This is a genomic window from Nakamurella flava (assembly GCF_005298075.1).
Taxonomy (GTDB): Bacteria; Actinomycetota; Actinomycetes; order Mycobacteriales; family Nakamurellaceae; genus Nakamurella; species Nakamurella flava.
On record NZ_SZZH01000001.1, the window covers coordinates 1915429 to 1940299 of the forward strand.

Below are 24871 nucleotides of genomic sequence, written 5' to 3' on the forward strand. Positions count from 1 at the left end.
TCGCTTCCGTCCCTTTCTGGTCGCCTTCGGGTTGTCTAAAAGTCCACCGACATATCGCTCCTAACATCTTGCCTGTTAACTTCACGCCCGATACTGTGTTCTTAACACCGAGGAGTACTTCTCGGGACATCGACCAGAGGAGATCGACATGGCTGACCAGCTTCGTATCGTCATCGGTAGCGACGACGCCGGGACGGCCTACCGCGAGACCCTGAAGAAGGACCTGCTGGCCGACCCGCGGGTGTCCGAGGTCGTCGACGTCGTCACGGACGGCCCGTTCGAGGACTCCACCGCGTACCCGCATGTGGCCGTCGGCGCCGCCCGTCGGGTCGCCGAGGGTAAGTCCGACCGGGCCCTGCTGATCTGCGGCACCGGCCTCGGCGTCGCCATCAGCGCCAACAAGGTCCCCGGCATCCGCGCCGTGACCGCGCACGACAGCTTCTCCGTCGAGCGGTCCGTGCTGTCCAACGACGCCCAGGTGCTGTGCCTCGGCCAGCGGGTCATCGGCCAGGAGCTGGCCCGCCGCCTGGTCAGCGAGTGGCTCGACTACCGCTTTGACCCGACCTCGGCCTCCGCCGACAAGGTCGCCGCGATCTGCAGCTACGAGCCCGAGCTGTCCGCCGTCTGAGTGACCGTCCCCTCGCACTGAACCAACGCGTCCGTCGCCCTCCCGCGACGGACGCGTTCGGCTTTTGCCCTGCCCGACCGATCACCCCAGTCGCACCACCCATCTCACCGAGGAGAACCGCAGTGACGCGTCTGTTCAACGAGCCCGACGACTTCCTCGACGAACTCACCGAGGGCCTCATCGCCGCATCCGGACGCTGGGTCCGCGGCGTGCCCGGTGGTGTCGTCCGCTCGACCAGGTCCCCCGAGCCGCAGGTCGCGGTCGTCGTCGGTGGCGGGTCCGGGCACTACCCGGCGTTCGCCGGCCTGGTCGGCCCCGGCCTGGCCCACGGCGCGGCCATGGGCAACCTCTTCGCCTCCCCCTCCACCCAGCGCGCCCACTCGGTGGCCAAGGCCGCGAATGAGGGCCGCGGCGTGCTGTTCACCTTCGGCAACTACGCCGGTGACGTGCTGAACTTCGCCGCCGCCGAGGAGCAGCTGCGGGCCGAGGGCATCGACTGCCGCACCGTTCTCGTCACCGACGACATCTGGAGCGCACCGGTCGACGAAATCTCCAAGCGCCGCGGCATCGCCGGCGACCTCACCGTCTTCAAGATCGCTGGTGCGGCCGCCGAGGAAGGTGCCGACCTCGACGAGGTCGAGCGCATCGCCCGGCACGCCAACGACCGCACCCGCTCCTTCGGCGTCGCCTTCGACGGTTGCACGCTGCCCGGCAAGTCCGAGCCGCTGTTCACCGTGCCGGCCGGCCGGATGGCCGTCGGCCTGGGCATCCACGGCGAACCCGGCATCGACGAGACCGCTGTGCCCACCGCGGCCGCACTGGCCGAGCTGTTCGTCTCCCGGCTGCTCGAGGAGGTGCCCGCCGGGGTCGAGAAGCAGGGCGCCCGCGTCGTACCGATCCTCAACGGCCTCGGCTCGGTGAAGTACGAGGAGCTGTTCGTCGTCTACCGGACGGTCGACAAGCTGCTCAAGGAAGCCGGTCTCGTGGTCGTCGACCCCGAGGTCGGGGAGTTCTGCACCAGCTTCGACATGGCCGGCTGCTCGCTCACCCTGCTGTGGCTGGACGAGGACCTGGAGCGGCTCTGGACGGCCCCGGCCGACACCCCGGCGTTCCGTCGTGGTTCCGTCACCGCCCGCGAACAGGTGTCGGTCAGCGAGACCGAGGCCGCCGCGGAGAAGACTTACGGGCAGGCCAGCGCCGAGTCCCAGGAGAGCGCCGGCCGCATCGCGGCGCTGCTCGGCTCCGCGGCCGGATCGATCGACTCCGCCGCCGACGAACTGGGCCGGCTGGACGCGGTGGCCGGCGACGGCGACCACGGCATCGGCATGCAGCGCGGCATCAAGGCCGGTGCGGCCGCGGCCCGTTCGGCCGCCGAGGCGGGTGCCGGTGCGGGCAGCGTGCTGATCGAGGCCGGCGACGCCTGGTCCGACCAGGGCGGCGGCACGTCCGGCGTGATCTGGGGCCGGATGCTGCAGGCGTTCGGCAAGTCCCTGGGCGACGAGAAGCCCGTCGACGCGGCTGCTGTCGTCGCCGCGGCGAGCGAGGCCCGCGACGTCGTGATGGGCTTCGGCAAGGCCACCGTCGGCGACAAGACGATGATCGACGCGGTCGTCCCGTTCGTCGACACCCTGGCCGCCGACGTGCAGTCCGGGCTGTCGCTGTCCGAGGCCTGGGGCCACGCCGCCCAGGTCGCCGACCAGGCTGCGAGGGACACCGCCCAGCTGGTGGCCAAGCTCGGCCGGGCCCGCTCGCACGGCGAGAGGAGCGTCGGCACGCCCGATCCCGGTGCCGTGTCCTTCGCGCTGATCGCCACCACCGTGGCCGGCGAGCTCAGCTGACCTGAGCCGCTGGCGCCATCGACCGGACGCAGATGTACGGAATCCCCCCGAAGGTTCCGTACGTCTGCGTTCTTCGTCGAACGCCCATTCCTCTGCACCTGCCCATGGTTCTTCCTTGTCGTCATCCTTTCCACCACGGATACTGGAACCATGGCACTGAACATCAAGGATCCGGAGACCGATCGGTTGGCCCGGGAGCTGGCTGCTGCCGCCGGCGAATCCATCACCACCGCGACCAAGCGGGCGTTGGAAGAACGGCTCGAACGGGTCCGAGCGCGGGCACGGGCGGAGTCGCTACCGGTGGATCTCAGTGACGTCATCGCCCGGGGGCGAGCCCGGGCAGTCCTTGATGGCCGACCCGAGGCAGAACTGCTGGGCTACGACGACAGCGGCATCCCGGCATGACCCAGGTCGTCGTTGACACCTCGGCCGTCGTGGCCGTCGTGCTGGGTGAACCGGACGCCGAGCAGTTCGCCGCTGTTCTGGTCCACCATCGCGGCGAATTGTTGATCAGCGCCACGACCCGCGTCGAGCTGGGCATCGTGGTCGAGGCACGCCATGGCCCGGAGGGAACCCGGGAACTCGAGGCGCTGTTGACGAGGCTGTCCGTCACGGTCGAGCCGTTCGACGCAGTCCAGTCGACAGTGGCGCTCGCCGCATGGCGACGGTTCGGGAAGGGACGCCACCCGGCTGGCCTCAACCTCGGCGACTGCTACAGCTACGCACTCGCCAAGTCCCGCGGCGCACCGCTGCTGTTCAAGGGTGACGACTTCTCACAGACGGATGTGGACGCCGTGCCGGGCTAATGCACTCGGGCAGCCCCAACCTCTGCGAGCCGTTCGGTGACGAACCGGTCGTTGACATCAATGTTGATCCGACTCGGACAGCCACGATCGAGCACTCCGGAGCGGTGCGGGGCCACGTCGGGGCGACGAGGAGCCAAAGGCCGGATGACCGTTGGGCTGGTGATTGACGGCGAGCCCGGTATCGACGCGACCGATGTACCCAACGCGGCCGAGCTGGCCAAACTGTTGGTCACCAAGCTGCTGGCCGAGGTGTCCGAAGGCGTCGACGAGCAGAGAGCGCGTGGTCTCGATCCTGAACGGGCTGTGATGTCACCGACTGGATGCAGATGTACGGATGATCGTCATCGGGCCGTACATCTGCGCCTGTGACTAGCTCGATCTGCTTGACGACTGCGTCTTCTACTGCTGGAAGCGCTGACGATCCGTTAGCACCTACTAGTGGTCCCGAGGGGTACCGGCTCCCACTTAGCTGGTCGGCTGACCGCCAAGCGCGGGCCGTTTCCCCGCCGGACCTCAACAGAGGGGTACCGCAACCTGCACACACGAACGCGTCACTTCCTGTCGGCCGCAGTTGACGCGGTCCTTTACTCTGCTTCGTCGTCGCTCGGAAGGGGACCAAGCGGCCGGCTGCCGAGACACATATAGCACCAGAATTCCGCGTACGAGAGCGCGGGATGCGTTGTCAATATTCGTGACGGTCTTGCGCGCGGTACTTGAAACGGGTTCGTACCCGATCAGGAAGACCTGAGACATGCACTGGGCCCCAATGCAGCATCCGTGTATCACGAACCTGCATGAGTTCATCCGTGTGTGTCAAGAACGTGCATCGGTTAGCATGCCCGACCCTGAGACTCGACACCCCGTTTGCGGCTCAGCATCACCTCTTTGAGCCAACACATTGAAATCATGCGATCCTTGCCCTAGGCTCCCGAGGTCTGCACTGTAGACACTCACGAGGGGGACTGCAATGGACTATCCGTACACAAAAAGTGTGAAATCAATTCCAAAGTTGTTCTCTGAGATTCGTAGGGTGGCAACGCCCGCAAAGGTCACTACATCCTATTTGAAATCGATCGGCTTCACGAGCAGCAATGATGGCTAATTGGTTGGGCTTCTTAAAGCTATCGGCTTTGTAGACCCAAGCGGGGTCCCAACTTCTCACTGGAAAGAATATCGGGGCAACGACCACAAACGAGTAGCGGCCGAGGCCACGCGTAAAGGGTATGCCAGCCTCTTCGAGGTTTATCCGGATGCAGACAGTCGCGACGATGAGGCAATTGCTAATCTTATTCGCCAGAACTCAAACTACAGTTCCGACACTGTTGCCCGGGTTGTGGGCTCTTTCAAAGCGCTCTGCTCCCTTGCCGACTTCGGTGAACCGAACGAAGTCGCGGAGACCATCCACGGCCACGTTGCTCCGACCGAGACTTCCATCAAGCCTACAAGTATCCCGATGGTGACCCTCACACCCGGTCTTCCAGCAATAAACCTGAACATTCAGCTGGAGCTTCCGTCGAATGCAGATGAAAAGTTCTACGACGCATTCTTCGCCGCACTTAAGAAACACCTGATGCAGTGAGCGACGCTGACTTAAGTGACTTCGCAGGAAGGTTGGCGCGGTTCGAGACCGAGGCACGGGGGATGGTAGTCGGCTATGAGACAAGCCGACGAGCCCGAGTGATGACTCTCTCCGCTAGCTTGACCGACGTCACCAATCTGAATGTGCGTCAGGACGAGCTCCTGAAGCAAGCCCTTCGATGTGCTGAGCACGAGCTCTACCGTGCAGCACATGTGATGGCCTGGGCGGCCTATGTGGACTGTCTGCAGCAGAAACTTGCAAGCGACGGTCTCGTCAAATTGCGCAAGTTGCGAACTAAATGGATATTTAGCCATCTGAACGACCTTGTGGAGAAGTTCACCGAGTTTGCGTTACTCGAGGCTTCACGCGACTTGCGGCTCTTATCGAAGGCCGACTTCAAGGCACTGTCCGGCGACCTGTCCAGACGTAATGAGTGCGCCCACCCTTCGGACTACCTGCCGGGGCTGAACGAGACACTGGGGTACGTCTCTGGCCTCGTGCAGCGGATTCGGAACCTTTCAGCGAAGGGCTACTGACTAATCTTTCAGCGAAGGGCTACTGACTAATTACGCCTCTCGCGAATTTTGCCGGGCTGCTCGCTGATTTCACCTCACACGTTGAAGCGGAACTCCACCACGTCCCCGTCGGCCATGACGTAGTCCTTGCCCTCCATGCGGACCTTGCCGGCGGCCTTGGCCGCGGCCATCGATCCGGCGGCGATGAGGTCGGCGAAGGAGACGATCTCGGCCTTGATGAAGCCGCGTTCGAAGTCGGTGTGGATGACCCCGGCGGCCTGTGGGGCGGTGTCGCCCTTGCGGATGGTCCAGGCCCGGGATTCCTTAGGGCCGGCGGTGAGATAGGTCTGCAGGCCCAGGGTGTGGAAACCCGCTCGCGCCAGGGAGTAGAGCCCCGGCTCGGACTGGCCGACCGATTCCAGCAGCTCGCGGGCCGACTCCTCGTCCAGTTCCAGCAGTTCGGATTCGACCTTGGCGTCCAGGAACACGCAGTCGGCCGGGGCGACCGCGGCGGTCAGCTCGGCCCGCTTGGCCTCGTCGGTCAGGACGGCCTCGTCGGCGTTGAAGACGTAGAGGAACGGCTTGGCCGTCATCAACGACAGTTCGCGCAGCGCCGCCACGTCGACCTTGCCGGCGGCGGCGAACAGGGTGGTCCCGGAGTCGAGGACGGTGACGGCGGCCTCGGCCGCGTCCAGCACCGGCTTGCGGTCCTTGGCGGTGCGGGCTTCCTTCTGCAGTCGCGGGATGGCCTTCTCCAGCGTCTGCAGGTCGGCGAGGATGAGTTCGGTGTTGATGACCTCGATGTCGGCCAGCGGGTCGACCCGGCCGTCGACGTGCACCACGTCGTCGTCGGCGAACACCCGGACCACCTGGCAGATGGCGTCGGCCTCACGGATGTTGGCCAGGAACTTGTTGCCCAGCCCGGCCCCCTCGGACGCACCCTTGACGATGCCGGCGATGTCGACGAACGAGACCGACGCGGGCACCGTCTTGACCGAGCCGAACACCTTGGCCAGCTCGTCCAGCCGCGGGTCGGGCAGCGGAACCACGCCGACGTTGGGCTCGATGGTCGCGAACGGGTAGTTCGCGGCCAGAACGTTGGCCCGGGTCAGGGCGTTGAAGACGGTGGACTTGCCGACGTTGGGCAGGCCGACGATGCCGAGGGTCAGACTCACAAGGAGCCAGTTTAGGTGCCCGGGGGGCTCACCTTCGGCCGTCGAGAGCCATCGGCCCCGCAACAGCGGGGGCCTTCCGTGGCCAGACGGTGTCGCAGACGGCGACCACCACCTCGATCGCGAGGATCAGCGCCAGCAACTGGACGGTCGCGACGAACGGGTCGAACGGTACGTCCGCGAACCAGGCCAGCCCGGCCATCACGGCGACGGCGACCGCGGCAGCCAGTCCGGTCCGGCCGACGTCCCGCCAGCTGGCCCGGGCCCGGGCGGCCCCGTACACCCTGACCGGCGCCGGTCCCCCGGCGAACCGATGGGCGAACCGGACGTCGGCCCAGCGGATCATGGCGTGCCCGTAGGCCAGTGAGAAGCCGAGGTAGAGCGCCGCCAGCGAGTGCGCCCCGCTCGGCTCCGCTCCCGACCGCAGGTGGACCGCAGTCGCCACCAGCAGGACGCCGTCGAGTACCGGGGCCGTGACCAGCAGGGCCGCCCCGAGGCGCGGGCGCCGCAGCAGGTAGCGGGCAGCCAGGCCGAGCCCGATCGCGACCCAGAAACCGATCTCGCAGGCCAGGATCACCGCATAGATCATGACTCTCCTTGTCAGTACGACTGTGTTACTTAAGCTAGCACAGTCGTGCCACATAGACTGGGCCGATGCCCCGACTCATCGACCACGACCAGCGGCGCGACGAACTGGCCCAGGCCGTCTGGCGCATCGTCACCGCGAAGGGCATCGGGGCCCTGTCGATCCGCGAGGTCGCCGCCGAGGCCGGCGTCTCCGCCGGATCGCTACGGCACCTGTTCCCGACCCGTGAGCAGCTCGTCATCGCGGCGGCCGAGCAGATGCTTCTCGGCGTGGAACGACGCATTCGCGCACTGCCGCAAGACATCTCGCCGCTCGACTTCGCCGAGCGGGCGTTGGCGCAGACACTCCCGCTCGACGACGCGCGGCGCACCGAGTTCGCCGTCAACCTGGCCCTCGTCGCCGAGGAACCGGCCGTCCCCGCTCTGGCCGGCATCCGCCGGCAGACCTACGACGACCTCCGCCGGCTGTGTCGCGGCCTGGTCGGGATGCTCCGCCCGCAGGACGACACCGCCGGCCGCGACCGCGCCGACCTCGACGACGCCGCCCGCCGACTGCACGTCCTGGTCGACGGTCTGGGCTTCCACCTGTTTCAGACCGGTGAGGACGACGGGTGGTCCCTGGCCACGCTCCGCGCCGAACTCCGGCAGCTGGCCGCCGACCCGAGGCCCGTCAGCCAGTGACCGACGGCGCCTTCCGCAACACCGTCACGCACCAGTCCGCATCCTCGGCCCACGGATCGAGGTGCCAGGTCGAGAACGTGTGTTCCACGGCCAGCCCGACCGCCGCGGCGGCCACGCGGAAGGCCGACACCTGGTAGTCGCGGTCGGTCGCGAACCCGGTCACCATCCGGCCGCCGGGAACGAGCAACCCGGCCAGGTTGGCCAGCACCGCCCGCTCGGTCCCCGGAGCCACGAAGACCAGCACGTTGCCGGCCAGCACGATCGCATCGAACTCGGCCACGACCCCGGCCTCGGCGAGTTCGGCCGCCGTGAGCGTGAGCAGGTCCCCGACCAGGTACCGACCGTCCGGATAGCGGAAACGGGCGATGGCGACCAGGCCGGCGTCCCGGTCGACCCCGACGGTGTCGTGCCCGGCCCGCCGCAGTCCCTCCGCCACCCGGCCGGTGCCGCACCCGGCGTCCAGCACCCGGGATCCCCGCGCCAGCAGCACGTCGACGAACCGGGCCTCCCCGTCGACATCGGCACCGGAGTGGTGCAACTCGGCGAACCGCTCGACGTAGTGCTGCCAGGAGGGGCCGTCGTGGAACGTTTCCCACCGGGTCGGGGGCGACTGCTCGGGACTCATGGCCCGATGATGCCCGGCCGCGCCGCGCGCCGGAAACGCGCCGATGACAACGGAGGTCTAGCGTCCCGGACGTCCGGGTGACGCACGACGAAAAGGAGCCACACCCAATGGCCATCGGCTGGAAGTTGGTGGGCGACAACGGCCCTCTGCCCGTGGGGTCGGTCGTCCGCCCCGAGGAACGGCTCTCGTGGCCGAAGACCATCGGTATCGGCGCCCAGCACGTCGTCGCGATGTTCGGCGCCACGTTCGTCTTCCCCATCATCATGGGGCTGGACGCGAACCTCGCGATCATGATGTCCGGGGTCTGCACGATCCTGTTCCTGCTGATCGTCAAGAACAAAGTGCCGTCCTACCTGGGCACCTCCGCCTCGTTCGTCGGCGCGGTCGTCGCGATCCGCGCCTCTGGCGGGACGTCGGCCTCGGTCACCGGCGCGATCCTGGTCGCCGGCGTCACCCTGGCCGTCGTCGGCCTCATCGTGCACTTCGTCGGCGGAGCAGCGATCCGCAAGATCCTCCCTCCGGTCGTGTCCGGCGCGGTGGTCATGCTCATCGGGTTCAACCTCGCCCCCGTGGTGGCCGGCACGTACTGGCCGCAGGACCCGGGCGTCGCCCTGCTCACGATGATCTTCACCATCGTCGCCGCGGTGGCCTTCCGAGGCTTCTTCTCCCGCATCGCCGTCTTCCTCGCCCTGATCTTCGGGTACGTGCTGTCCTGGGTGCTGGACAAGACCGCCGGCATGATCACCTCCCCGGACGGCGCCGGCGTGGTCAGCGAGCACTACCGGGTCAACCTGTCCGGAGTGGCCGACGCCGCGTGGTTCGGCCTGCCGACCTTCCACGCCCCCGAGTTCCAGGTGAGCTTCATCCTGCTCGCCCTGCCCGGCGTCATCGCGTTGATCGCCGAGAACACCGGCCACGTCCGGGCCGTGGCCGAGATGACCGGGGACGACCTCGACCCGTACATGGGCCGGGCGCTGTTCGGAGACGGCCTGGGCACTGCCCTGGCCTCGGCCGTCGGCGGCTCCCCCACCACCACCTACGCCGAGAACATCGGCGTCATGGCGGCCACCCGGGTCTACTCGACCGCCGCGTACTACGTCGCCGCGATCGTGGCCATCCTGCTCGGCCTCGTCCCCAAGTTCGGCGCCATCGTCAACGCCACCCCGGGCGGGGTGCTGGGCGGGATCACCGTCGTCCTCTACGGGATGATCGGCCTGCTCGGCGCCAAGATCTGGATCGAGAACCGGGTCGACTTCGCCAATCCCGTCAACCTGGTGCCCATCGCCGCCGGCATCATCATCGGCGTCGGCAGCGTCGCCATGCCGTTCGGCGACAGCTTCCAGCTCACCGGCATCGCCTTCGGCTCCATCGTCGCGATCGTCGCCTTCCACGTCGCCCGGCTCCTGGCCCCGGCGAACCTGCGCGAACCGTTGGACGGCGGCCGGTCGTACTCCGGCGGGACGGCGATCTCGACGGGATCGGTCGTCGAGGACGGGCGGAGCACGTCGCCCTTCGAAGATCCGCGCAGCGAAAGGTAGTCGAGCGACCGGGACGGAAATGGCCACACGTCCGAGTGACGACCTGGGCGGCGACTAGGTCGGCACGCGGGCGACGGTCACCCTACAGAGGCGCACCCCGTCGAGGTAGGAGACCAGAGACCCATGATCGAAGTGGTCGGACTGACCAAGAAGTACGGCAGCACGACAGCGGTGGACGACCTGACGTTCACCGTGCGACCGGGCATCGTCACCGGCTTCCTCGGACCCAACGGAGCCGGCAAGTCGACGACGATGCGGATGATCCTCGGCCTGGAGACGTCGTCGTCCGGCCGGGCGCTCATCGACGGCAAGCCGTACGCCGCGCTCGAGCGGCCACTGACCCAGGTCGGCGCACTGCTCGACGCCAACTGGATCCACCCCAGCCGGTCGGCCAAGGCGCACCTGAAGTTCCTGGCCGCCACCAACAACCTGCCCACCGCCCGGGTCGCCACCGTCCTGGATCTGGTCGGCCTGAGCTCGGTCGCCAACAAGGCCGCCGGCAAGTTCTCCCTCGGCATGAAGCAGCGCCTGGGCCTGGCCAGCGCCCTGCTCGGCGACCCGAAGATCCTGCTCTTCGACGAGCCCGTGAACGGCCTGGATCCCGAGGGCATCTTCTGGATCCGCAACTTCATGAAGCAGCTGGCCTCCGAGGGCCGGACCGTGCTCGTCTCCTCCCATCTGCTGTCCGAGATGGCGCAGACCGCCGATCATCTCGTCGTCATCGGCCAGGGCCGGCTGATCGCCGACTGCTCGACCGCCGACTTCACCGAACGATCCAGCCAGTCGTTCGTCCGCGTGCGGTCGCCGCGGCTACCCGACCTTGCTGCGGCGCTGCAGGCCGCGGGCATCGCGTCGACGGCCACCGGGAACGGTCCCGACGCCGCCCTCCAGGTCACCGGCACCCCGATCGAGCAGATCGGCGACATCGCCGGCCGGGCCGGGGTCTTCCTACACGAACTGTCCGTCCAGGGCGGGTCCCTGGAGCAGGCCTTCATCGAACTGACCGCGTCCTCGGTGCAGTACGGCGACGCCAGCAAGGCCGCCGCCGCCACGTCCAGCTCCGGAGTCCGATCATGAGCCTGCTCGCCGCCGAACGCATCAAGCTCGGTACCACCCGCTCGCCCTACTGGTGCATCGCGGCGGTGGCCGCCGGCGCCCTGCTCTTCTCGCTCATCACGGCCCTCAACCAGAGCGGCCGGTTCGCCTCGACGACCGGCTCGCTCATCGGCGTCGATCTCAGCCTGAGCATCTTCATGGTGCTCGCCGCGCTGTCCGTCACCACCGAGTACCGCTTCAACACCATCCGCAGCACGTTCCTCGCCGCTCCCCGCCGGGTTGGGGTGCTGGTCGCCAAGTCGGTCGTGGTCGGTCTGCTCGGGTTGGTGGTGGGCGCCGTCATGGCTCTGGCCGCGTTCTTCCTGGCCCAGGCGCTGGCGAAGGACCCGGCCACCCCGCTGACGCTGTCCACCGCCGAACAGTGGCGTCAGGTGCTCGGCTGGGGACCGATCTTCGCCATCGCCGGGGTGCTCGCCGTGGCCGTCGGGGTCATCGTCCGGCAGTCCGCCGGCGCGATCGCCATCGTGCTGATCTGGCCGTTGGCGCTGGAGGGTCTGCTGAAGCTGATCCCCGGCGTCGCCGACTCGATCGGCCCCTACCTGCCGTTCACCGCCGGACGGCAGTTCGTCGCGGACGGCCCGAACCTCGACCCGTCCCCGTGGGTCGGGCTGGGCGTCTTCGCGGCCTGGACCGCGGTCATCTGGTTGCTGGCGGCCGCGTTGCTGCGGGGCCGGGACGCCTGATCGGCTCACCGAACCCTCACCCGGTCGGTCAAGAATGCCGTCTCCGCGCGCCGGAGGCGGCGTTCTTTACCGACCCAGGTCGGCGGCGAGCGCGGCGAACCCCTCGTCCAACGACACCGCGGGCGACCACCGCAGGGCCTGCCGGGTGCGGCGCTGGTCGAACCAGTGCGCGGTGCCGAGCTGCTCGGCCAGGAACCGGGTCATCGGCGGGATGCCCGGCCGGCGGGCGACCCGCCAGCCGGTCTCGACGATGCTCCCGACGGTCGCGGCCACCGCGAGCGGTATCCGCCGCCGCGGCCCGGGCACGCCCGCCGCCTGGCAGATGCGGGCCAGGATCTCCCCCACCGGCCGCGGCTCGCCGTTGGTAACGACCAGCGCCTCGCCGTGCACGGGGCCGCAGGCGTCGACCGCGGCCACCAGGGCGGACACCGCGTTGTCGACGTAGAGCGTGTCGATCAGCGCCGTACCCCCGGCGATCAGCGGCAGTCGGCCGGCCCGGGCCCGCTCGAGGATCGGGGCCACCAGCTGGGTGTCGGCCGCCCCCCAGATGAGATGCGGCCGCACGGCCAGCACGGCCAGGTCCGGCCCGTCGGCGGCCAACACCGCACGTTCGGCGGTCGCCTTGGTCCGGGCGTAGGGACTGCGGGCGTGGGTGGGGTCGGCCCGGCCGGCGTCCACCCCGACCAGGGAGCCACCGGTGTGCGCCACCGACGGCGAGGACACGTGGACCAGGCGCGGGACCGCGGCGCGACGCACCGCGTCGATCACGGTGGCCGTGCCGGCCACGTTGACCCGCTCGAACTCGGCGGCCGTCCCGACCACCCCGACCTTCGCCGCCGCGTGCAGGACAGCGTCCTGGCCGGTGACCGCGTCCCGCACGCCGGCCTCGTCGGTGACGTCGGCCAGCACCTCCCGGACCCCGGACAGACCGCTGGGCCGACGCTGCAGCACCGTCACCTCGTCGCCGCGGTCGCGCAGGGCCCGCGCCACCGCCCGGCCGGTCATCCCCCCGGCCCCGGTGACCAGCACCTTCACCGGTCGCCCCCGAGGACGTCGGCGGCCCAGCGGGCCACGGCGACCCGGTCGATCTTGGAGTTGTGCCGGATGTCCACCGGCAGCGCCCGGCACAGCAGCACCGCCGCCACCGGGTGGTCGGCCACGGCGCGGACCGCGTCCTGGGTGGCGGTGTCGGCCAGGGCCCCCGCCTTCGGGGCGGTGCCGTCCTGCACGACGACCACCAGCTGCTGGGTGCCCCGTGGGCCGACCCCGACGGCTGCGACCAGCGGGCCCGCGGGCAGCGCCTGCTGGGTACGCACCTCGACGCCGACCGGGGTGACCGGACCGTCCACCGTGGTGATCACGTGGACCAGCCGTCCCTGCACCCACAGCCGGCCGTCGGGGTCGAACTGACCGACGTCGCCGGTGCGGTGCCACCCGGGGTGCGCGTCTGCGGCGCGGTCCAGCAGCCAGCGCGTGTCGTACCGGGCCCGCTGGTGCGGGGCCGACGCCCAGATCTCCCCGGTCACGCCGGGCGCGTCGGTCAGCTCGGCCGCGGGCTCCCCCGCCGCGTCGAGCGGGGCCACCGCGACCCGCACCCCGGCCAGCGGTGTGCCCACACACACGCCGTCACCCGCCCCGGCCGCCCGGATCTGATCCAGGCTGACATCGGTCAGCGGCAGCGCCTCGGTCATCCCGTAGGGGGTGTGCAGGGACGCCGCGGGCAGCAGCGCCTGCAGGCGAGCCAACAAAGCGACCGGGACCGGCGCCCCGGCGCTCATCAGCAGTCGCACCCGCCCCAGTGCATCCCGGTCGGCGGGCGTGAGGGCGTCCGCGGTGGCCAGCACGTTGACCAGGGCGGCCGGCGAAGCGAAGACCACGGTCGCGTCGATCGCCCGGGCCGCCTCGGCCAGCTTCACCGCGGTGAGCGTTCCGGGCTTCGTGACGTCGACGTCCGGGACCGCGGAGGCGATGCCGAGCGCCGGCCCGTACAGCGCGAACGGGGCGAAGGCGGCGACGATCCGGTCGTCCGCACCCAGGTCGTAGGTCGACCGGATGACCGCCAACTGGGCGGCGACCTCCCGCTGCCGGTACAGCACGCCCTTGGCCGGGCCGGTGGCCCCGGAGGTGAACAGCACGGCCGCCTCGGCGTCCGGGTGCACCTCGACGGCGGGCGTCGGGGACGAGACGGGCGCGCCGTCCAGCAGCGGCCCGACCGCGCCGGTCAGCCGCCGGACCGCCGCCGGGACCGCCCGCACCGCGATCCGGGTGCCCGGCACCCGCAGCGGCGCGGCAGCGACCAGCCCGGCGCTCTCGGCGATGAGATGGTCCACGTGGGCGGCCCGCAGCGCGGTCCCCATGGCCCGCAGACCGAGGCCCTTGTCGACGACGACGATCGCGGCCCCCACCCGCCACACCGCGTACAACGCGACGGTCAGCTCGAGAGAGGGCGGGACGAGCAGCGCGACCCGGTCCCCGGCCCGCACGCCCAGCCGGGTGAGGACGGCGGCGGCCGCCTCGACCTGTTCGGCCAGCTGCGCCCAGCTCAGGGTGCGCCCGCCCACCTCGACCACCGCCGGGGACGAGTCCTCACGGCGGCGGCGCAGGGCGATCAACCCGGCCGACTCGGCAGCGCCGGGATCCGCCGGTGCCGGCGGGGGCACCGACCCGGCCCCGGGCAGGCTCGCGACGAACCGGTGGACCGCGGCCACGTATTCCGGGGCGTCCTCGGGGAGCAGGTGCCCGGCGGTCTCGAAGCGGTGCACCCCGGCCTGCGGCAGGCGCTCCCGCAGGTCATGGAGGTGCTCGTCGAGGAACACCGGGTCCCGCGGACCCCAGAGCAGCAGCGCTGGGACGTCGAGTTCCCGGACGGCCCCGGCGATCCCGTCCAGCGCCGGGCGGCTCGGATGGCCCGGGGCGAACGGGATGTCGGCCACGAAGTCGCCGACCGCACGACGGTCGGCGACGGTCCGGTAGGGCGCGGCGTAGGCGTCCCGGATCGATTTCTCGGCCCGCGGCGGATTGATGAGAGTGGTCGCCCGGACGAACAGCGGCGTGCGCCGGCACGTCAGTTCGGTCAGCGCCGGGACGTGCGCGGCCCGGATCAGCCACGGCCCCTTCGAGGTGGTCGGCTGGTGCACGGCGGTGTTGGTGAGCACGACGCCGGCCAGCTGCTCGCGGTGCCGCTCGGCCCAGCCGAGGGACAGGATCCCGCCCCAGTCGTGGGCCAGGGTGACCACCGGTCCGGAAAGGTGAAGGGCCGCAGTCAGCGCGCCCAGGTCGTCGACCCGCTGGGCGAGGGTGCGGGGCACGGCCGGTCGCTCGGAGTACCCCATGCCGAGGTGGTCCAGGGCGACGACCCGCCAGCCGGGTGGCGGGTCGGCCAGCAACCGACGCCACAGATAGCTCCAGGTCGGGTTGCCGTGGACACAGAGCACGGTGCCGACCTGATCGGCGACCGGACCGGTGTCCAGGACGTGGAACGTCCGCCGGCCGTCGGCCAGGTCCACCGGGACGAGCCGGGACCAGCGCGGATCCAGCCCGGGCAGGCCGGATGGCGGCAGGGCGGCGGGGTGGGTGCTGGACCGGGAGGAGCCCCGGGTCACCAGACGATCTCGGTGATCGAGGCGTTCAGGCCGGAACCGATCCCCAGCAGCAGGACCCGATCCCCGGCGGCGAGTTCGTCGACCACGCCGGCCAGCGTGAACGGGATGGCCGCCGGGCCGAGGTTGCCCCGCTGCGGGAACGTCAGCGGGACCCGCTCGAGGTCGAGGTCGAAGACCTTGGCGATGGCCCGGGTGTGCACGTTGCTGACCTGGTGCATGACGTAGCGGCTGATGCCGGACCGCCAGCCGAAGTCGTCGGCCGATTCGGCCCACAGGTCGGCGGACAGCGCGATCCCGGCGTTCATCAGACCGGTGCTGTCGGTCTGCATGTGGTCCATCGTGCCCACGCACAGCAGGTGGTGTTCGCTGCCGGCCCGGGTGACACCACCGAGGTAGCGGTGACCCTCGGGGTGCCGGTCGGTCCGGCCGAGCACCATCGCCGCGGCGCCGGAGCCCAGGGTCAGGGAGGCGAACTGCTCGTAGACCGAGCGGGCGTCGTCGGCCCCGTTGCGCAGCCGCTCGATGGTCTTGGTGTGGATCTCCTGCGCGTCCTCGCCGTTGACGACGAGGGCGTAGTCGATCTGGCCGTTGTCGATCATCGCGGAGGCCAGTTGCATGCCGTTGACGAAGCCGAGACAGGCGTTGGTGACATCGAAGTTCAGACAGGAGGTCGGCAGGCCCAGCGTGTGGTGCACGGCCACCGCGGTCGACGGTTCCAGGTGGGCCCGGCTGACACTGGTGTTGACGATCAGCCCGATCTCACCGGGCTGCACTCCCGCCTCGGCCATGGCCTTGGCGCCGGCCATCGCGGCCCCGTCGACGAACGTGGTGCCCTCGTTCCACCAGCGCCGCTCCTCGATGCCGGCCAGCCGCTGCATCATTCCCGGGCGCAGGTTGACCCGCTGGTACACCTCGGCCAGTTCGGCGTCGATGGCGGCCGACGTCACGGACTTCGGCGCGTCGATGGCGCAGACGGACAGCACCGACGTGTTGCTGAACCGATGTATGGAGTTGCCGCCCACGCGGATCCTTCCGTGACCCAACCGGTGGCCGCGATACCGGCCGTACCCGTACTCATCGACGCACCGTTCCTGGTGTCGCCGAACTTCCTAACCCGCGATCCCCGGCGGCCTGGGTTGCAGACCGTCACGAACCGCCAACCTCACGACGATAGGCGCTGCGCAGACGTGATCGTTGCGCTGCACGGGTGAGACCGGGGCCCGCCCCGCGGCCGGGCCGTTCGAAGCCGCCGGACGACACAACCGCCGATCCTGCCGAACCGTTCCCCCTCAGTGAGCCACCGACACAGACTCACTCGTCCGGCGGAGTCCCTGCCAGGGATTCGACTTCGCAGCGACGACAAAACTACGCTCGGCTTGCGGCCAGACACGTTCTGCGACGCATGTCTGCGGGACAGCGGTTCCCGTCATCGATCACCCGGAGGCGGTATGACGCGCACCACCGACCGTGGGCCGCACCCGGCCCTTCGACCGGACCTGCGCCGAGGACTGGCCACCGTCACCGCGGTCCTGGCCGGTTCGGCCAGCATGCTGATCGCCACCGACGCCCTGGCCGACTCGGGAACGACCACACCGACCGCCTCGACGACCGCGGCCCCGGGCGAGGACTGCCTGGACGTCACGTCGGTCTCCGACGGCGCCGTGGTCATCGCCGGCCACGGCTTCCCGGCCGGCGACGCCGTCACGTTCCACCTCGGCACCACCGCAGCGGCCCCCGGGCAACGCGTGACGGCGACCGCCGGCGGGGATGCCGTGTTCACCCTGCCCCGGGCCGGCGATGCGACCGAGACCATCCTCACGGCGACCGGCGAGCCGTCCGGGCGGAGCTGCGCCGCACGGCTGACCGGCGATGCGATCACGCCGGTCACCCCGGCTGCACCGCTCCCGGCGGCCACCACCACCGTGCCCACCGCCAGCACGCCGTCGTCCGCAGCCACGACGACACCGACCACCCCGTCGACGCCCGCCTCGACCGCGGTCTCCACGCCGATGCCGACCCCCACGACCACGCTGTCCTCCGGGGCCGTCAGCGTGCCGCCGGCCTCCATCACGCCGTCGTCCTCGGTGCCGTCGACCACGCTGCCGTCGACCACGCTGCCGTCGACCTCGGTGTCCTCAACCTTGCTGCCGTCGACCGCGTCAGCGACCACCACGACCTCGGCCGCCACTGCCAGCACGGATTCGACGACCACCACCACCGGGCCGACCCCGGAAGCGCAGGTGCTGAACGCGCAACGTGCGGCGGAGCTGCCCGCGGCTCGGCCCGTTCAGCAGCCCTGGCAACCCCGGATGCAGGCCACCGAGGAACTCCCCGCCCCGAAAGTGCCACAACAGGACACCCTGCCCGGCGACACCAGTGACCTCAACAATCCGGTCGGTGACTCGTCGACCAGCGATCCGTACGCCGTGACCACCAGCGATCCGTACGCCGACCCCACCAGCGACAGCCTGCCGTCCAGCGCCCCGGTGACGTTCGGCCAGTGGTCGGTGCCGAGCTACCCGTCGGAGTCCGTCACCCCGTACGTCGCCCCGTCCTACGCCCCCACGACGACAGCACCCACGACCGACGGCCCCACGACCACCGCCCTGGCCAGCACCGGGGTGCCGGTGGCCGAACTGGCCGTCCCCGGATTGCTGCTGTCGATCGGCGGCGCCCTGCTGACGCTGATGGGTCGACGCCGCGGGCTGACAGGCCGTCGGTCGGGTCGGCACTCCTGACGCCCGACCGGTCGTCAGGACCGCTGGGCGCCCGTCGGGACGGTGACCCGGCGGCCGACGTTGTTGCAGGCCTCGCACACTGAGGCGGGGATGACGCCGAGTTGCTGCAAACGGCCGAAGATCAGGCAGCCCAGGCAGATCCCCAGCGCGGCCTCCAGTGACGCGGCGACGACGATGGCGCCGACCAGCACCCAGGCCACCGTGGGGGCGCCGAGCAGGTAGGCCACCAACGCGCCGGTGGACAGGGTGGCGCCGATGGTCTGCGCGAACCGCTTGGGCGGCCCGGGCACCAGTCGCGGCGCGCCCAGCCGGGGTGCGATCACCCGGGTGGCGATCTGACCGAACACCGAGAACCGCGGACCCGACGCCACTCTGGCCCAGAAACCGAGCGCGAGCAGGCCGATCAGCCACGGCGAGCGGGTGATCAGGATGGCCGCGGACAGCAGCACGACCAGACCGGCGACCGCGCGGGCGGCCTTCTCGTTGACCGGGTTGGGGAACGACAACAGCTTCACGCCAGCACCTCTCGCGCTTGGTCGTAACGGCGCAGCACCAGACCGGCCAGCGCGGTGCCGAGCGGGGCGGCCACCCGCACCTCGCCGTCCGGTACCAAGGCCGCCGCCTTGTCGGCGACCTGGTCCAGCAGCAGGCCCGGGGCCAGGAACAGCGGAACGATGCCCACCCGGTGGCCGTCACCGGCCAACCGTCGGATGACGGTGGCCGCCGACGGTGCCTCCGGCGTGTCCATGGTCGCGAAGCCGGCCAGCACCGGACCGGGGCGGGCAGCGGCCCACCGCGCCGCCAGCTCGTGCACCGCCTGGTTGGCGGACGCGCGGGACGACCCGACGGCCAGCAGCAGGATGCCGTCGTCGGCTCCGATACCGGCTGCGGCGGCGGTGTCGACCAGCGCGGCCAGCACCTCCTCCCCCATGCCGAGGATGCCGCCCACGGTGAGATCCACCCCGGTGGCCTCCGCCGTCTCGGCCACCGCCTCGGGGACGTCGACAGTGGCGTGGAACGCCTCGGTGAACAGCAGCGGCAGCACCACCGCCTGCTGCGCACCGTCCCGGGCCTGCACCTGCTGGACGGCTTCGAGCAGGTCGGGGCTGGCCAGGTCGAGGAACGCGGGCACGGCGATCAGCCCGGGCCGCAGCGCGGCGGTCGCGGCCATCACCTCGGCGATGGTCACCGCCGCCCGCGGGTCCCGGCTGCCGTGGGCCAGGCCGACCAGCACCGGGGCGTGACCCGGCCCGGGAGCGTCCGGACCGGGTTCGGTTGTCAGCACGGACACGACGGCCTCGTCAGGACCCGTACGGCTTGAGGCCGCGGGCATCCAGAATGACCCGCTCCAGCGGGCGGAACACCACCAGCTCGATGCCGACGCCGACGAAGAAGATCAGCAGCAGGCCCGAGTACAGCATCGGGGCGTCGGACAGGTCGCGGCCCTGCTGCATCAGCTGGCCGAGGCCGAAGCCCAGCTTGGTCGAGGTGACGATCAGCTCGGCCGCCATCAGCGAGCGCCAGGAGAACGCCCAGCCCTGCCGCAGTCCGGCGAGGTAGCCGGGCAGCGCGGCGGGCAACAGCACCTGCCGGACCAGGGCGGACTTGCCCATGCCGAGCACCTGGCCGACGCGGGTGTAGATCGGCGGGACGTGGTCGATACCGGCGACCAGGCCGTTGGCCACCGACGGCACCGCGCCCAGCAGCACGACGGCGTAGATCATCGCCGGGCTGATCTGGAAGAACAGGATGGCCATCGGGACCCAGGCCACGGACGGCAGCGACTGCAGACCGGTCAGCAGCGGACCGATCGAGGCCCGCAGCCACTTGAGCCGGGCCACCAGCAGGCCGAGCACGGTGCCGATGACGATGGCCATCGCGAAGCCCAGCAGACCGCGGGACAGGCTGGTCCAGATCGCCTGCCACGCCTGGCCGCCCTCGGCCAGCCGCAGGAACTCCTGCCACACCGCGGACGGAGCCGGCAGCATGACCTCCGGCTTGACCTTCAGCCAGTACAGGACCTGCCAGACGACGAAGACGACTCCGATGGCCAGCAGCGGCGGGACGATCGACCGGGATGTCCGGCGCCACCAGGAACTGCGCTCGGCGGTGGGAGCCTCCAGGGCGTCCAGACCGGCGCCGACGGCAGCGGTGTCCTCCCGCTCCACCGGCTCCGGCGGGGCGATCAGGCGGGCCCCTGGGCCCTGGGGGGTGTCAAGCGCGGGCATGTTTGGCGATCTCCTCCCGGAGCTGGACGGTGATCTCCGCCGCCAGCGCCGCCACCTCGGGGTGCTCGATGGTGCGGGGGCCGGGGATCTCCACGGCCCACTCGCGGATGACCCGGCCGGGCCGCGACGACAGGAGCACGACCCGCTGGCCGAGCCGCACCGCCTCGCGGACGTTGTGGGTCACGAAGACGACGGAGTTGCCGGTGCGCTTCCACACCCGGGTCAGCTCGTCGTGCATGACGTCGCGGGTGATGGCGTCCAGGGCCGCGAACGGCTCGTCCATCAGCAGCACGTGCCCGTCCTGGGCCAGGGCCCGGGCCAGCGCGACCCGCTGCCGCTGACCGCCGGACAGCTCGTGCACCCGGCGGTTCGCGGTGCCGGCCAGCCGGACAAGTTCGAGCAGCTCGTCGGCCCGGGCCGCCCGGTCGGCCCGCGGGACGCCGGCGTACTTCAGGGCCAGCTGGACGTTCTTGCCCGCGGTCAGCCACGGGAAGAGGGCGGCCTCCTGGAACATCAGCGCCGGCCGTCCCTCGACGGTGACGGTGCCGCTGGTCGGCCGGTCCAGACCGGCGATGAGGTTCAGCAGCGTGGACTTGCCGCAGCCGGAAGCGCCCAGCAGGCAGACGAACTCGCCCGGGGCGACCTTCAGGTCGATGGTGTCCAGCGCGGCCACCCGGCGGCCCTTGCTGCCGCCGTAGACCTTGGAGACGCCGTCGATGGTGACGGCCGCCCGTTCCTGCCGGATGGACGCCTCCAGCAGCGGGACGACGCGGGGGTCGTCGAGGTCGACGTCGGCCAGATCGCTGCGTTCCAGATCCTGCACGTCGGTCACCGGGTGCTCCTGGGTGTGAAGGTGGCGGGGATGAGGGGGGCTGATGCGAGCGGGAGACCGCAGGCGGGGCCGGTCACGAGCCCTGCCCCAGTCCGCCGTCGCTGACCTGGGGCTGACCGGCGTCGGCGAGCACCTTGTTCAGCAGGGTGAGGTCGTAGATGCCCTTGAGATCCGGCTTGCTGGTGAGGGTTCCGGCGGTGACGCCGTCGTCCGCGATGGTCGGCAGGGTGGCCGCCAGCGGATCCCACGTCGGCTGGATCTCCGTGAACGACCGCTGGATCACAGCGTCGGACAGCGGCTTCCCGGTCAGTTCCCCGATCGCGGCGTTCAACTCGGTCTGCGCGGTCGCCGGATCGGACTCGATCTTCTGGGTCTCGGTGACCAGGCCCTTGAGCAGCGCCTGCACCTGCTCCGGGTGGTCCTTCAGGTAGGAGGTGCTGACGATCAGGTGCGTGGTGAGGAACTGCTCGTTCGGCCACAGCGTCTTCTCGTCGACCAGCACCTTGCCGCCGGCGTCGAGCACCAGCCGGGACGCCCACGGCTCGGGCAGCCAGGCGCCGTCGATCTGGCCGGACTTGAACAGGTCCAGCGTCTGCGCGTTCTCCTGGTTGACGATGTCGACGTCGGACCCGCCGGTGGTCTGCGTCTTGAGCCCGTTGTCCAGCAGCCACTTCCGCAGGGCGACGTCCTGGGTGCCGCCCAGCTGCGGGCTCGCCAGTGTCTTGCCCTTGAGGTCGGCCGCGGAGTTGATCTCCGGCTTGACGACGAAGGCGGCGCCGTCGGCGGTGGTGCCGGCGATGATGCGGATGGCCTCGCCGCCCGACTTCGCGAACGCGTTGATGGCCGGGTTGGGGCCGATGAACGTCGCGTCGATCGAGCCGGACAGCAGCGCCTCGGTGGCGGCCGGGCCGGCGTTGAAGGTCGTCGTCTCGAGCTTGGTGGAGCCCAGGGCCTGCTGGAACGTCCCGTCCTTGACGCCGAGGACGGCACCGGCGTGGGTCACGTTCGGGAAGTAGCCGAGGCGGAGGGCGGCGGAACTGCCGCTGCCACCAGAGGTTCCGGCCGCGGTCGCACCGGAGTCCGACGACGAACCGCAGGCGGAGAGCACGGTGGCCGCCGCGGCGGCGAGGGCGACGAGAGCCAAGGGACGGGGGGTGCGACGAGGGGCTCGTCGGCGGGCGGAGCGCAGGGTCGACAGCACGGGGTGGGTCCTTGTCGGGGAGCCGGCGGTTACGGGCCGGGAGTGGGGAGGTTGGCGGATGCCAGGGACAGGTCGAAACCGCAGGCGATCCCGATCCACGTCGGGATCGCGCGGCGCGGGGCGCGACAACATCGCCCCCGGCACGGCATTCGGGTATCGGTCACAGCCAGTCCTCCTCGGCGGGGGTGGTTTCCTCCGGAGCGGCGGCGTGCCGTTCGGGGTGCAGGGCGGCGACACGGTCGCCGACCATGCCGGCGGCCAACGACGCACCGTCGGCCGGATCGATGAGCAGCAGGGACCCCACCGCGCCGCCGGGCCGGTAGTCCTCGACCGGCAGCGGGTCGGCGGTGCGGACGGTGATCCGGGCGATGTCGTTGAGCGCCAGCGAGTCCGGGGCCGGGGTGAACCGCAGAGCGTCAATGTCCAACCGACCGTCGATGGACGTGACCAGCGCCCGGGTCAGCGTGGTGCCGTAGCGCAGCAGCACCCGGGCGTTGGGCAGCAACGGCTTCTCGGCCAGCTGGGTCACGGTGACCGCGAAACTGGTCACCGGTTCCGGGGTCTGGCCCGGACCGACGATGAGGTCGCCGCGGGAGAGGTCGACGTCGTCGTCCAGCAGCAGGGTGACCGAATCACCGGCGGCGGCCAGATCCACGGTGCCGTCGGCGGTGTCGACCGCGGCGACCCGACTGCGCCGTCCGGACGGCAGCACAACGACCTCGTCGCCGGGCCGGACGGTGCCGGCGGCCACCCGGCCCGCGTAGCCGCGGTAGTCGGGCAGCTCGTCCGACCGTGGGCGGATGACGTACTGGACGGGGAACCGCAGTTCGCCCTGCGCCTTGTGGTCGGAGTCGAGCTCGACGTTCTCCAGGTGCTCCAGCACGCTGGGCCCGTCGTACCAGCCGATCCGCTCGGAACGCGTGACGACGTTGTCGCCGTGCAGGGCCGAGATCGGGATGGCGGTGACCTCACCGATACCCAGATCCCGGGCGTAGACGTCGAAGTCGGCGGCGATCCGATCGAAGACGGCCTCGTCGTAGTCGACCAGATCGATCTTGTTGACCGCCAGCAGCAGGTGCGGCACACCCAGCAGGGCGGCCACCGCGGCGTGCCGACGGGTCTGCGCGACCACCCCGGTGCGGGCGTCGACCAGGATCACCACCAGGTCGACGGTCGACGCGCCGGTCACCGTGTTCCGGGTGTACTGCACGTGCCCCGGGGTGTCGGCCAGGATGAACGTCCGGGCCGGGGTCGCGAAGTAGCGGTACGCCACGTCGATGGTGATGCCCTGCTCGCGTTCGGCCCGCAGGCCGTCGACCAGCAGGGACAGGTCCGGGGTGTCCAGGCCGCGGGCGGCCGAGGTGCGCTCCACCGAGTCCAGCTGATCGGACAGCACGGACTTCGAGTCGTGCAGCAGACGGCCGACCAGGGTCGACTTGCCGTCGTCGACGGAGCCGGCGGTGGCGAACCGGAGCAGCGCCCGGTTGGTGGTGAGTTCCTCGGCGAGGTCGTGCGCCAGCGCGCTGACCGGGGCGAGGGTGTCGGTCTGGGCGGTCATCTCTAGAAGTACCCCTCGCGCTTGCGGTCTTCCATGGCGGCTTCGCTGAGCTTGTCGTCGGCCCGGGTGGCGCCGCGTTCGGTGATGCGGGTGTGCACGATCTCCTCGATGACCTCGCGCACGGTGGCCGCGGTGGACTCGACGGCGCCGGTGCAGGACATGTCGCCCACGGTGCGGTACCGCACCGTCCGGACCTGCAGCTCCTCACCGTCGCGCGGGCCGCCCCACTCCCCCGGCGACAGCCACATGCCGTTACGGGAGAACACCTCCCGCTGGTGGGTGTAGTAGATCTGCGGGAGGTCGATGTTCTCGGCCTCGATGTAGTTCCAGACGTCCAGCTCGGTCCAGTTGGACAGCGGGAAGACCCGCAGGTGCTCGCCGGGCGCGTGCTTGCCGTTGTAGAGGCTCCACAGCTCGGGACGCTGCTTGCGCGGGTCCCAGCCGCCGAACGCGTCGCGCAGCGAGAAGATGCGCTCCTTGGCCCGCGAGCGCTCCTCGTCCCGCCGGGCACCACCGATGACGGCGTCGTGCTGATGGGCGACGATGGTGTCCAGCAGCGGCACGGTCTGCAGCGGGTTGCGGGTGCCGTCCGGCCGCTCGGTGAGCCGCCCGTCGTCGATCCAGTCCTGGACGTGGGCCACGTCGAGGCGCAGGCCGCCCTCGGCGACGACGCGGTCCCGGTACTCGATGACCTCGGGGAAGTTGTGCCCGGTGTCGACGTGCAGCAACGAGAACGGCAGTGGCGCCGGCGCGAACGCCTTCCGGGCCAGGTGCAGGACGAGCACCGAGTCCTTACCGGCCGAGAACAGGATGACCGGTCGGTCGAACTGGCCGGCCACCTCCCGCAGGATGTGGATGGCCTCGGATTCCAGGGCCCGCAGGTGCGGGCTCAGGCTCCGGGCCGGGGCCACCGGGCGGTTCGTCGCTCCGGTCGGCGGTGCGGTGG

24 protein-coding genes and 1 pseudogene are annotated in these 24871 nt (G+C 70.5%); 12 read left to right on the forward strand and 13 right to left on the reverse strand.

The window, feature by feature from the left end:
• The first annotated feature begins 148 nt into the window (after positions 1–148).
• The 7 genes and pseudogenes from FDO65_RS08605 (at position 149) to FDO65_RS08635 (ending at position 5387) form a co-directional block, all read left to right on the forward strand.
• On the forward strand, positions 149–628 hold the full coding sequence (locus FDO65_RS08605; protein ID WP_137448910.1) for a ribose-5-phosphate isomerase: 480 nt from the start codon (positions 149–151) through the stop codon (positions 626–628).
• 122 nt (positions 629–750) lie between these two features.
• On the forward strand, positions 751–2466 hold the full coding sequence (locus FDO65_RS08610) for a dihydroxyacetone kinase family protein (RefSeq protein ID WP_137448911.1): 1716 nt from the start codon (positions 751–753) through the stop codon (positions 2464–2466).
• A 150-nt stretch (positions 2467–2616) separates the two neighbouring features.
• On the forward strand, positions 2617–2871 hold the full coding sequence (locus FDO65_RS08615; protein ID WP_137448912.1) for a type II toxin-antitoxin system VapB family antitoxin: 255 nt from the start codon (positions 2617–2619) through the stop codon (positions 2869–2871).
• Positions 2868–3272, forward strand: a complete 405-nt coding sequence (locus tag FDO65_RS08620) for a type II toxin-antitoxin system VapC family toxin (protein WP_137448913.1) — start codon at positions 2868–2870, stop codon at positions 3270–3272. Before FDO65_RS08615 ends, FDO65_RS08620 begins: the two co-directional genes overlap by 4 nt.
• A 144-nt stretch (positions 3273–3416) precedes the next feature.
• Positions 3417–3641 carry a hypothetical protein gene (locus FDO65_RS08625; RefSeq protein WP_137448914.1) on the forward strand — a complete coding sequence of 75 codons (225 nt, stop codon included), beginning with the start codon at positions 3417–3419 and terminating at the stop codon, positions 3639–3641.
• 598 nt (positions 3642–4239) lie between these two features.
• Positions 4240–4851 (forward strand): annotated as a pseudogene (locus FDO65_RS08630) (DUF5343 domain-containing protein).
• A 101-nt stretch (positions 4852–4952) separates the two neighbouring features.
• Positions 4953–5387, forward strand: coding sequence for a hypothetical protein (locus FDO65_RS08635; protein WP_137448916.1), 435 nt, complete (start codon positions 4953–4955; stop codon positions 5385–5387).
• A gap of 74 nt (positions 5388–5461) precedes the next feature.
• Here the strand turns inward: FDO65_RS08635 and ychF are convergent, their stop codons facing one another.
• Both ychF and FDO65_RS08645 read right to left on the reverse strand, forming a co-directional pair.
• Entirely contained in the window at positions 5462–6541 is a 1080-nt protein-coding gene (gene ychF, locus FDO65_RS08640) for a redox-regulated ATPase YchF (protein WP_137448917.1), read from the reverse strand.
• Between the two features lie 28 nt (positions 6542–6569).
• On the reverse strand, positions 6570–7127 hold the full coding sequence (locus FDO65_RS08645) for a hypothetical protein (protein ID WP_137448918.1): 558 nt from the start codon (positions 7125–7127) through the stop codon (positions 6570–6572).
• A gap of 65 nt (positions 7128–7192) precedes the next feature.
• Between FDO65_RS08645 and FDO65_RS08650 the strand changes: the two genes are divergently transcribed.
• The gene (locus FDO65_RS08650) at positions 7193–7804 is read left to right on the forward strand and encodes a TetR/AcrR family transcriptional regulator (protein WP_137448919.1); all 612 of its coding nucleotides are present in this window, start codon (positions 7193–7195) and stop codon (positions 7802–7804) included.
• Here FDO65_RS08650 and FDO65_RS08655 read toward each other — a convergent pair.
• Entirely contained in the window at positions 7794–8429 is a 636-nt protein-coding gene (locus FDO65_RS08655) for a class I SAM-dependent methyltransferase (RefSeq protein ID WP_137448920.1), read from the reverse strand. The genes FDO65_RS08650 and FDO65_RS08655 overlap by 11 nt on opposite strands.
• Before the next feature lie 107 nt (positions 8430–8536).
• Here FDO65_RS08655 and FDO65_RS08660 point away from each other — a divergent pair, with 107 nt between their 5' ends.
• From FDO65_RS08660 to FDO65_RS08670, 3 genes are all read left to right on the forward strand, one after another.
• Positions 8537–9967, forward strand: a complete 1431-nt coding sequence (locus FDO65_RS08660) for a uracil-xanthine permease family protein (protein WP_137448921.1) — start codon at positions 8537–8539, stop codon at positions 9965–9967.
• A 123-nt stretch (positions 9968–10090) separates the two neighbouring features.
• The gene (locus FDO65_RS08665) at positions 10091–11044 is read left to right on the forward strand and encodes an ABC transporter ATP-binding protein (RefSeq protein WP_137448922.1); all 954 of its coding nucleotides are present in this window, start codon (positions 10091–10093) and stop codon (positions 11042–11044) included.
• Positions 11041–11766, forward strand: coding sequence for a hypothetical protein (locus FDO65_RS08670; protein ID WP_137448923.1), 726 nt, complete (start codon positions 11041–11043; stop codon positions 11764–11766). The genes FDO65_RS08665 and FDO65_RS08670 overlap by 4 nt, the downstream gene beginning before the upstream one ends.
• Before the next feature lie 66 nt (positions 11767–11832).
• Here FDO65_RS08670 and FDO65_RS08675 read toward each other — a convergent pair whose 3' ends face one another.
• Genes FDO65_RS08675 through FDO65_RS08685 form a run of 3 tightly spaced genes read right to left on the reverse strand, consistent with a single transcriptional unit; the run spans position 11833 to position 16390 of the window.
• Complete coding sequence (locus FDO65_RS08675) at positions 11833–12801, reverse strand: NAD-dependent epimerase/dehydratase family protein (RefSeq protein WP_137448924.1); 969 nt, start codon at positions 12799–12801, stop codon at positions 11833–11835.
• Complete coding sequence (locus tag FDO65_RS08680; RefSeq protein ID WP_137448925.1) at positions 12798–15368, reverse strand: alpha/beta fold hydrolase; 2571 nt, start codon at positions 15366–15368, stop codon at positions 12798–12800. The genes FDO65_RS08675 and FDO65_RS08680 overlap by 4 nt, the downstream gene beginning before the upstream one ends.
• Positions 15365–16390, reverse strand: a complete 1026-nt coding sequence (locus tag FDO65_RS08685) for a 3-oxoacyl-ACP synthase III (RefSeq protein ID WP_205849859.1) — start codon at positions 16388–16390, stop codon at positions 15365–15367. The genes FDO65_RS08680 and FDO65_RS08685 overlap by 4 nt, the downstream gene beginning before the upstream one ends.
• Before the next feature lie 426 nt (positions 16391–16816).
• Between FDO65_RS08685 and FDO65_RS08690 the strand changes: the two genes are divergently transcribed.
• Positions 16817–18106, forward strand: a complete 1290-nt coding sequence (locus tag FDO65_RS08690) for a hypothetical protein (protein WP_137448926.1) — start codon at positions 16817–16819, stop codon at positions 18104–18106.
• A gap of 14 nt (positions 18107–18120) precedes the next feature.
• Here the strand turns inward: FDO65_RS08690 and FDO65_RS08695 are convergent, their stop codons facing one another.
• The 7 genes from FDO65_RS08695 to cysD form a co-directional block, all read right to left on the reverse strand.
• Positions 18121–18621: a DUF4395 domain-containing protein gene (locus FDO65_RS08695; RefSeq protein WP_137448927.1), complete on the reverse strand. Its 501-nt coding sequence runs from the start codon at positions 18619–18621 to the stop codon at positions 18121–18123.
• Positions 18618–19397, reverse strand: a complete 780-nt coding sequence (locus FDO65_RS08700) for a sirohydrochlorin chelatase (RefSeq protein WP_166442095.1) — start codon at positions 19395–19397, stop codon at positions 18618–18620. Before FDO65_RS08700 ends, FDO65_RS08695 begins: the two co-directional genes overlap by 4 nt.
• A 10-nt stretch (positions 19398–19407) precedes the next feature.
• Positions 19408–20334, reverse strand: coding sequence for an ABC transporter permease (locus FDO65_RS08705; RefSeq protein WP_137448929.1), 927 nt, complete (start codon positions 20332–20334; stop codon positions 19408–19410).
• Positions 20321–21094 (reverse strand): ABC transporter ATP-binding protein, encoded by a 774-nt coding sequence (locus tag FDO65_RS08710; protein ID WP_137449660.1) that lies wholly within the window; start codon positions 21092–21094, stop codon positions 20321–20323. The genes FDO65_RS08705 and FDO65_RS08710 overlap by 14 nt, the downstream gene beginning before the upstream one ends.
• 145 nt (positions 21095–21239) lie before the next feature.
• Positions 21240–22367 carry an ABC transporter substrate-binding protein gene (locus FDO65_RS08715; protein ID WP_240757500.1) on the reverse strand — a complete coding sequence of 376 codons (1128 nt, stop codon included), beginning with the start codon at positions 22365–22367 and terminating at the stop codon, positions 21240–21242.
• 160 nt (positions 22368–22527) lie between these two features.
• Positions 22528–23925 carry a sulfate adenylyltransferase subunit 1 gene (locus tag FDO65_RS08720; protein ID WP_137448931.1) on the reverse strand — a complete coding sequence of 466 codons (1398 nt, stop codon included), beginning with the start codon at positions 23923–23925 and terminating at the stop codon, positions 22528–22530.
• 2 nt (positions 23926–23927) lie between these two features.
• A complete protein-coding gene (gene cysD / locus FDO65_RS08725; RefSeq protein ID WP_137449662.1) occupies positions 23928–24836 on the reverse strand; it encodes a sulfate adenylyltransferase subunit CysD in 909 nt (302 codons plus the stop codon).
• Between the last annotated feature and the right edge of the window lie 35 nt (positions 24837–24871).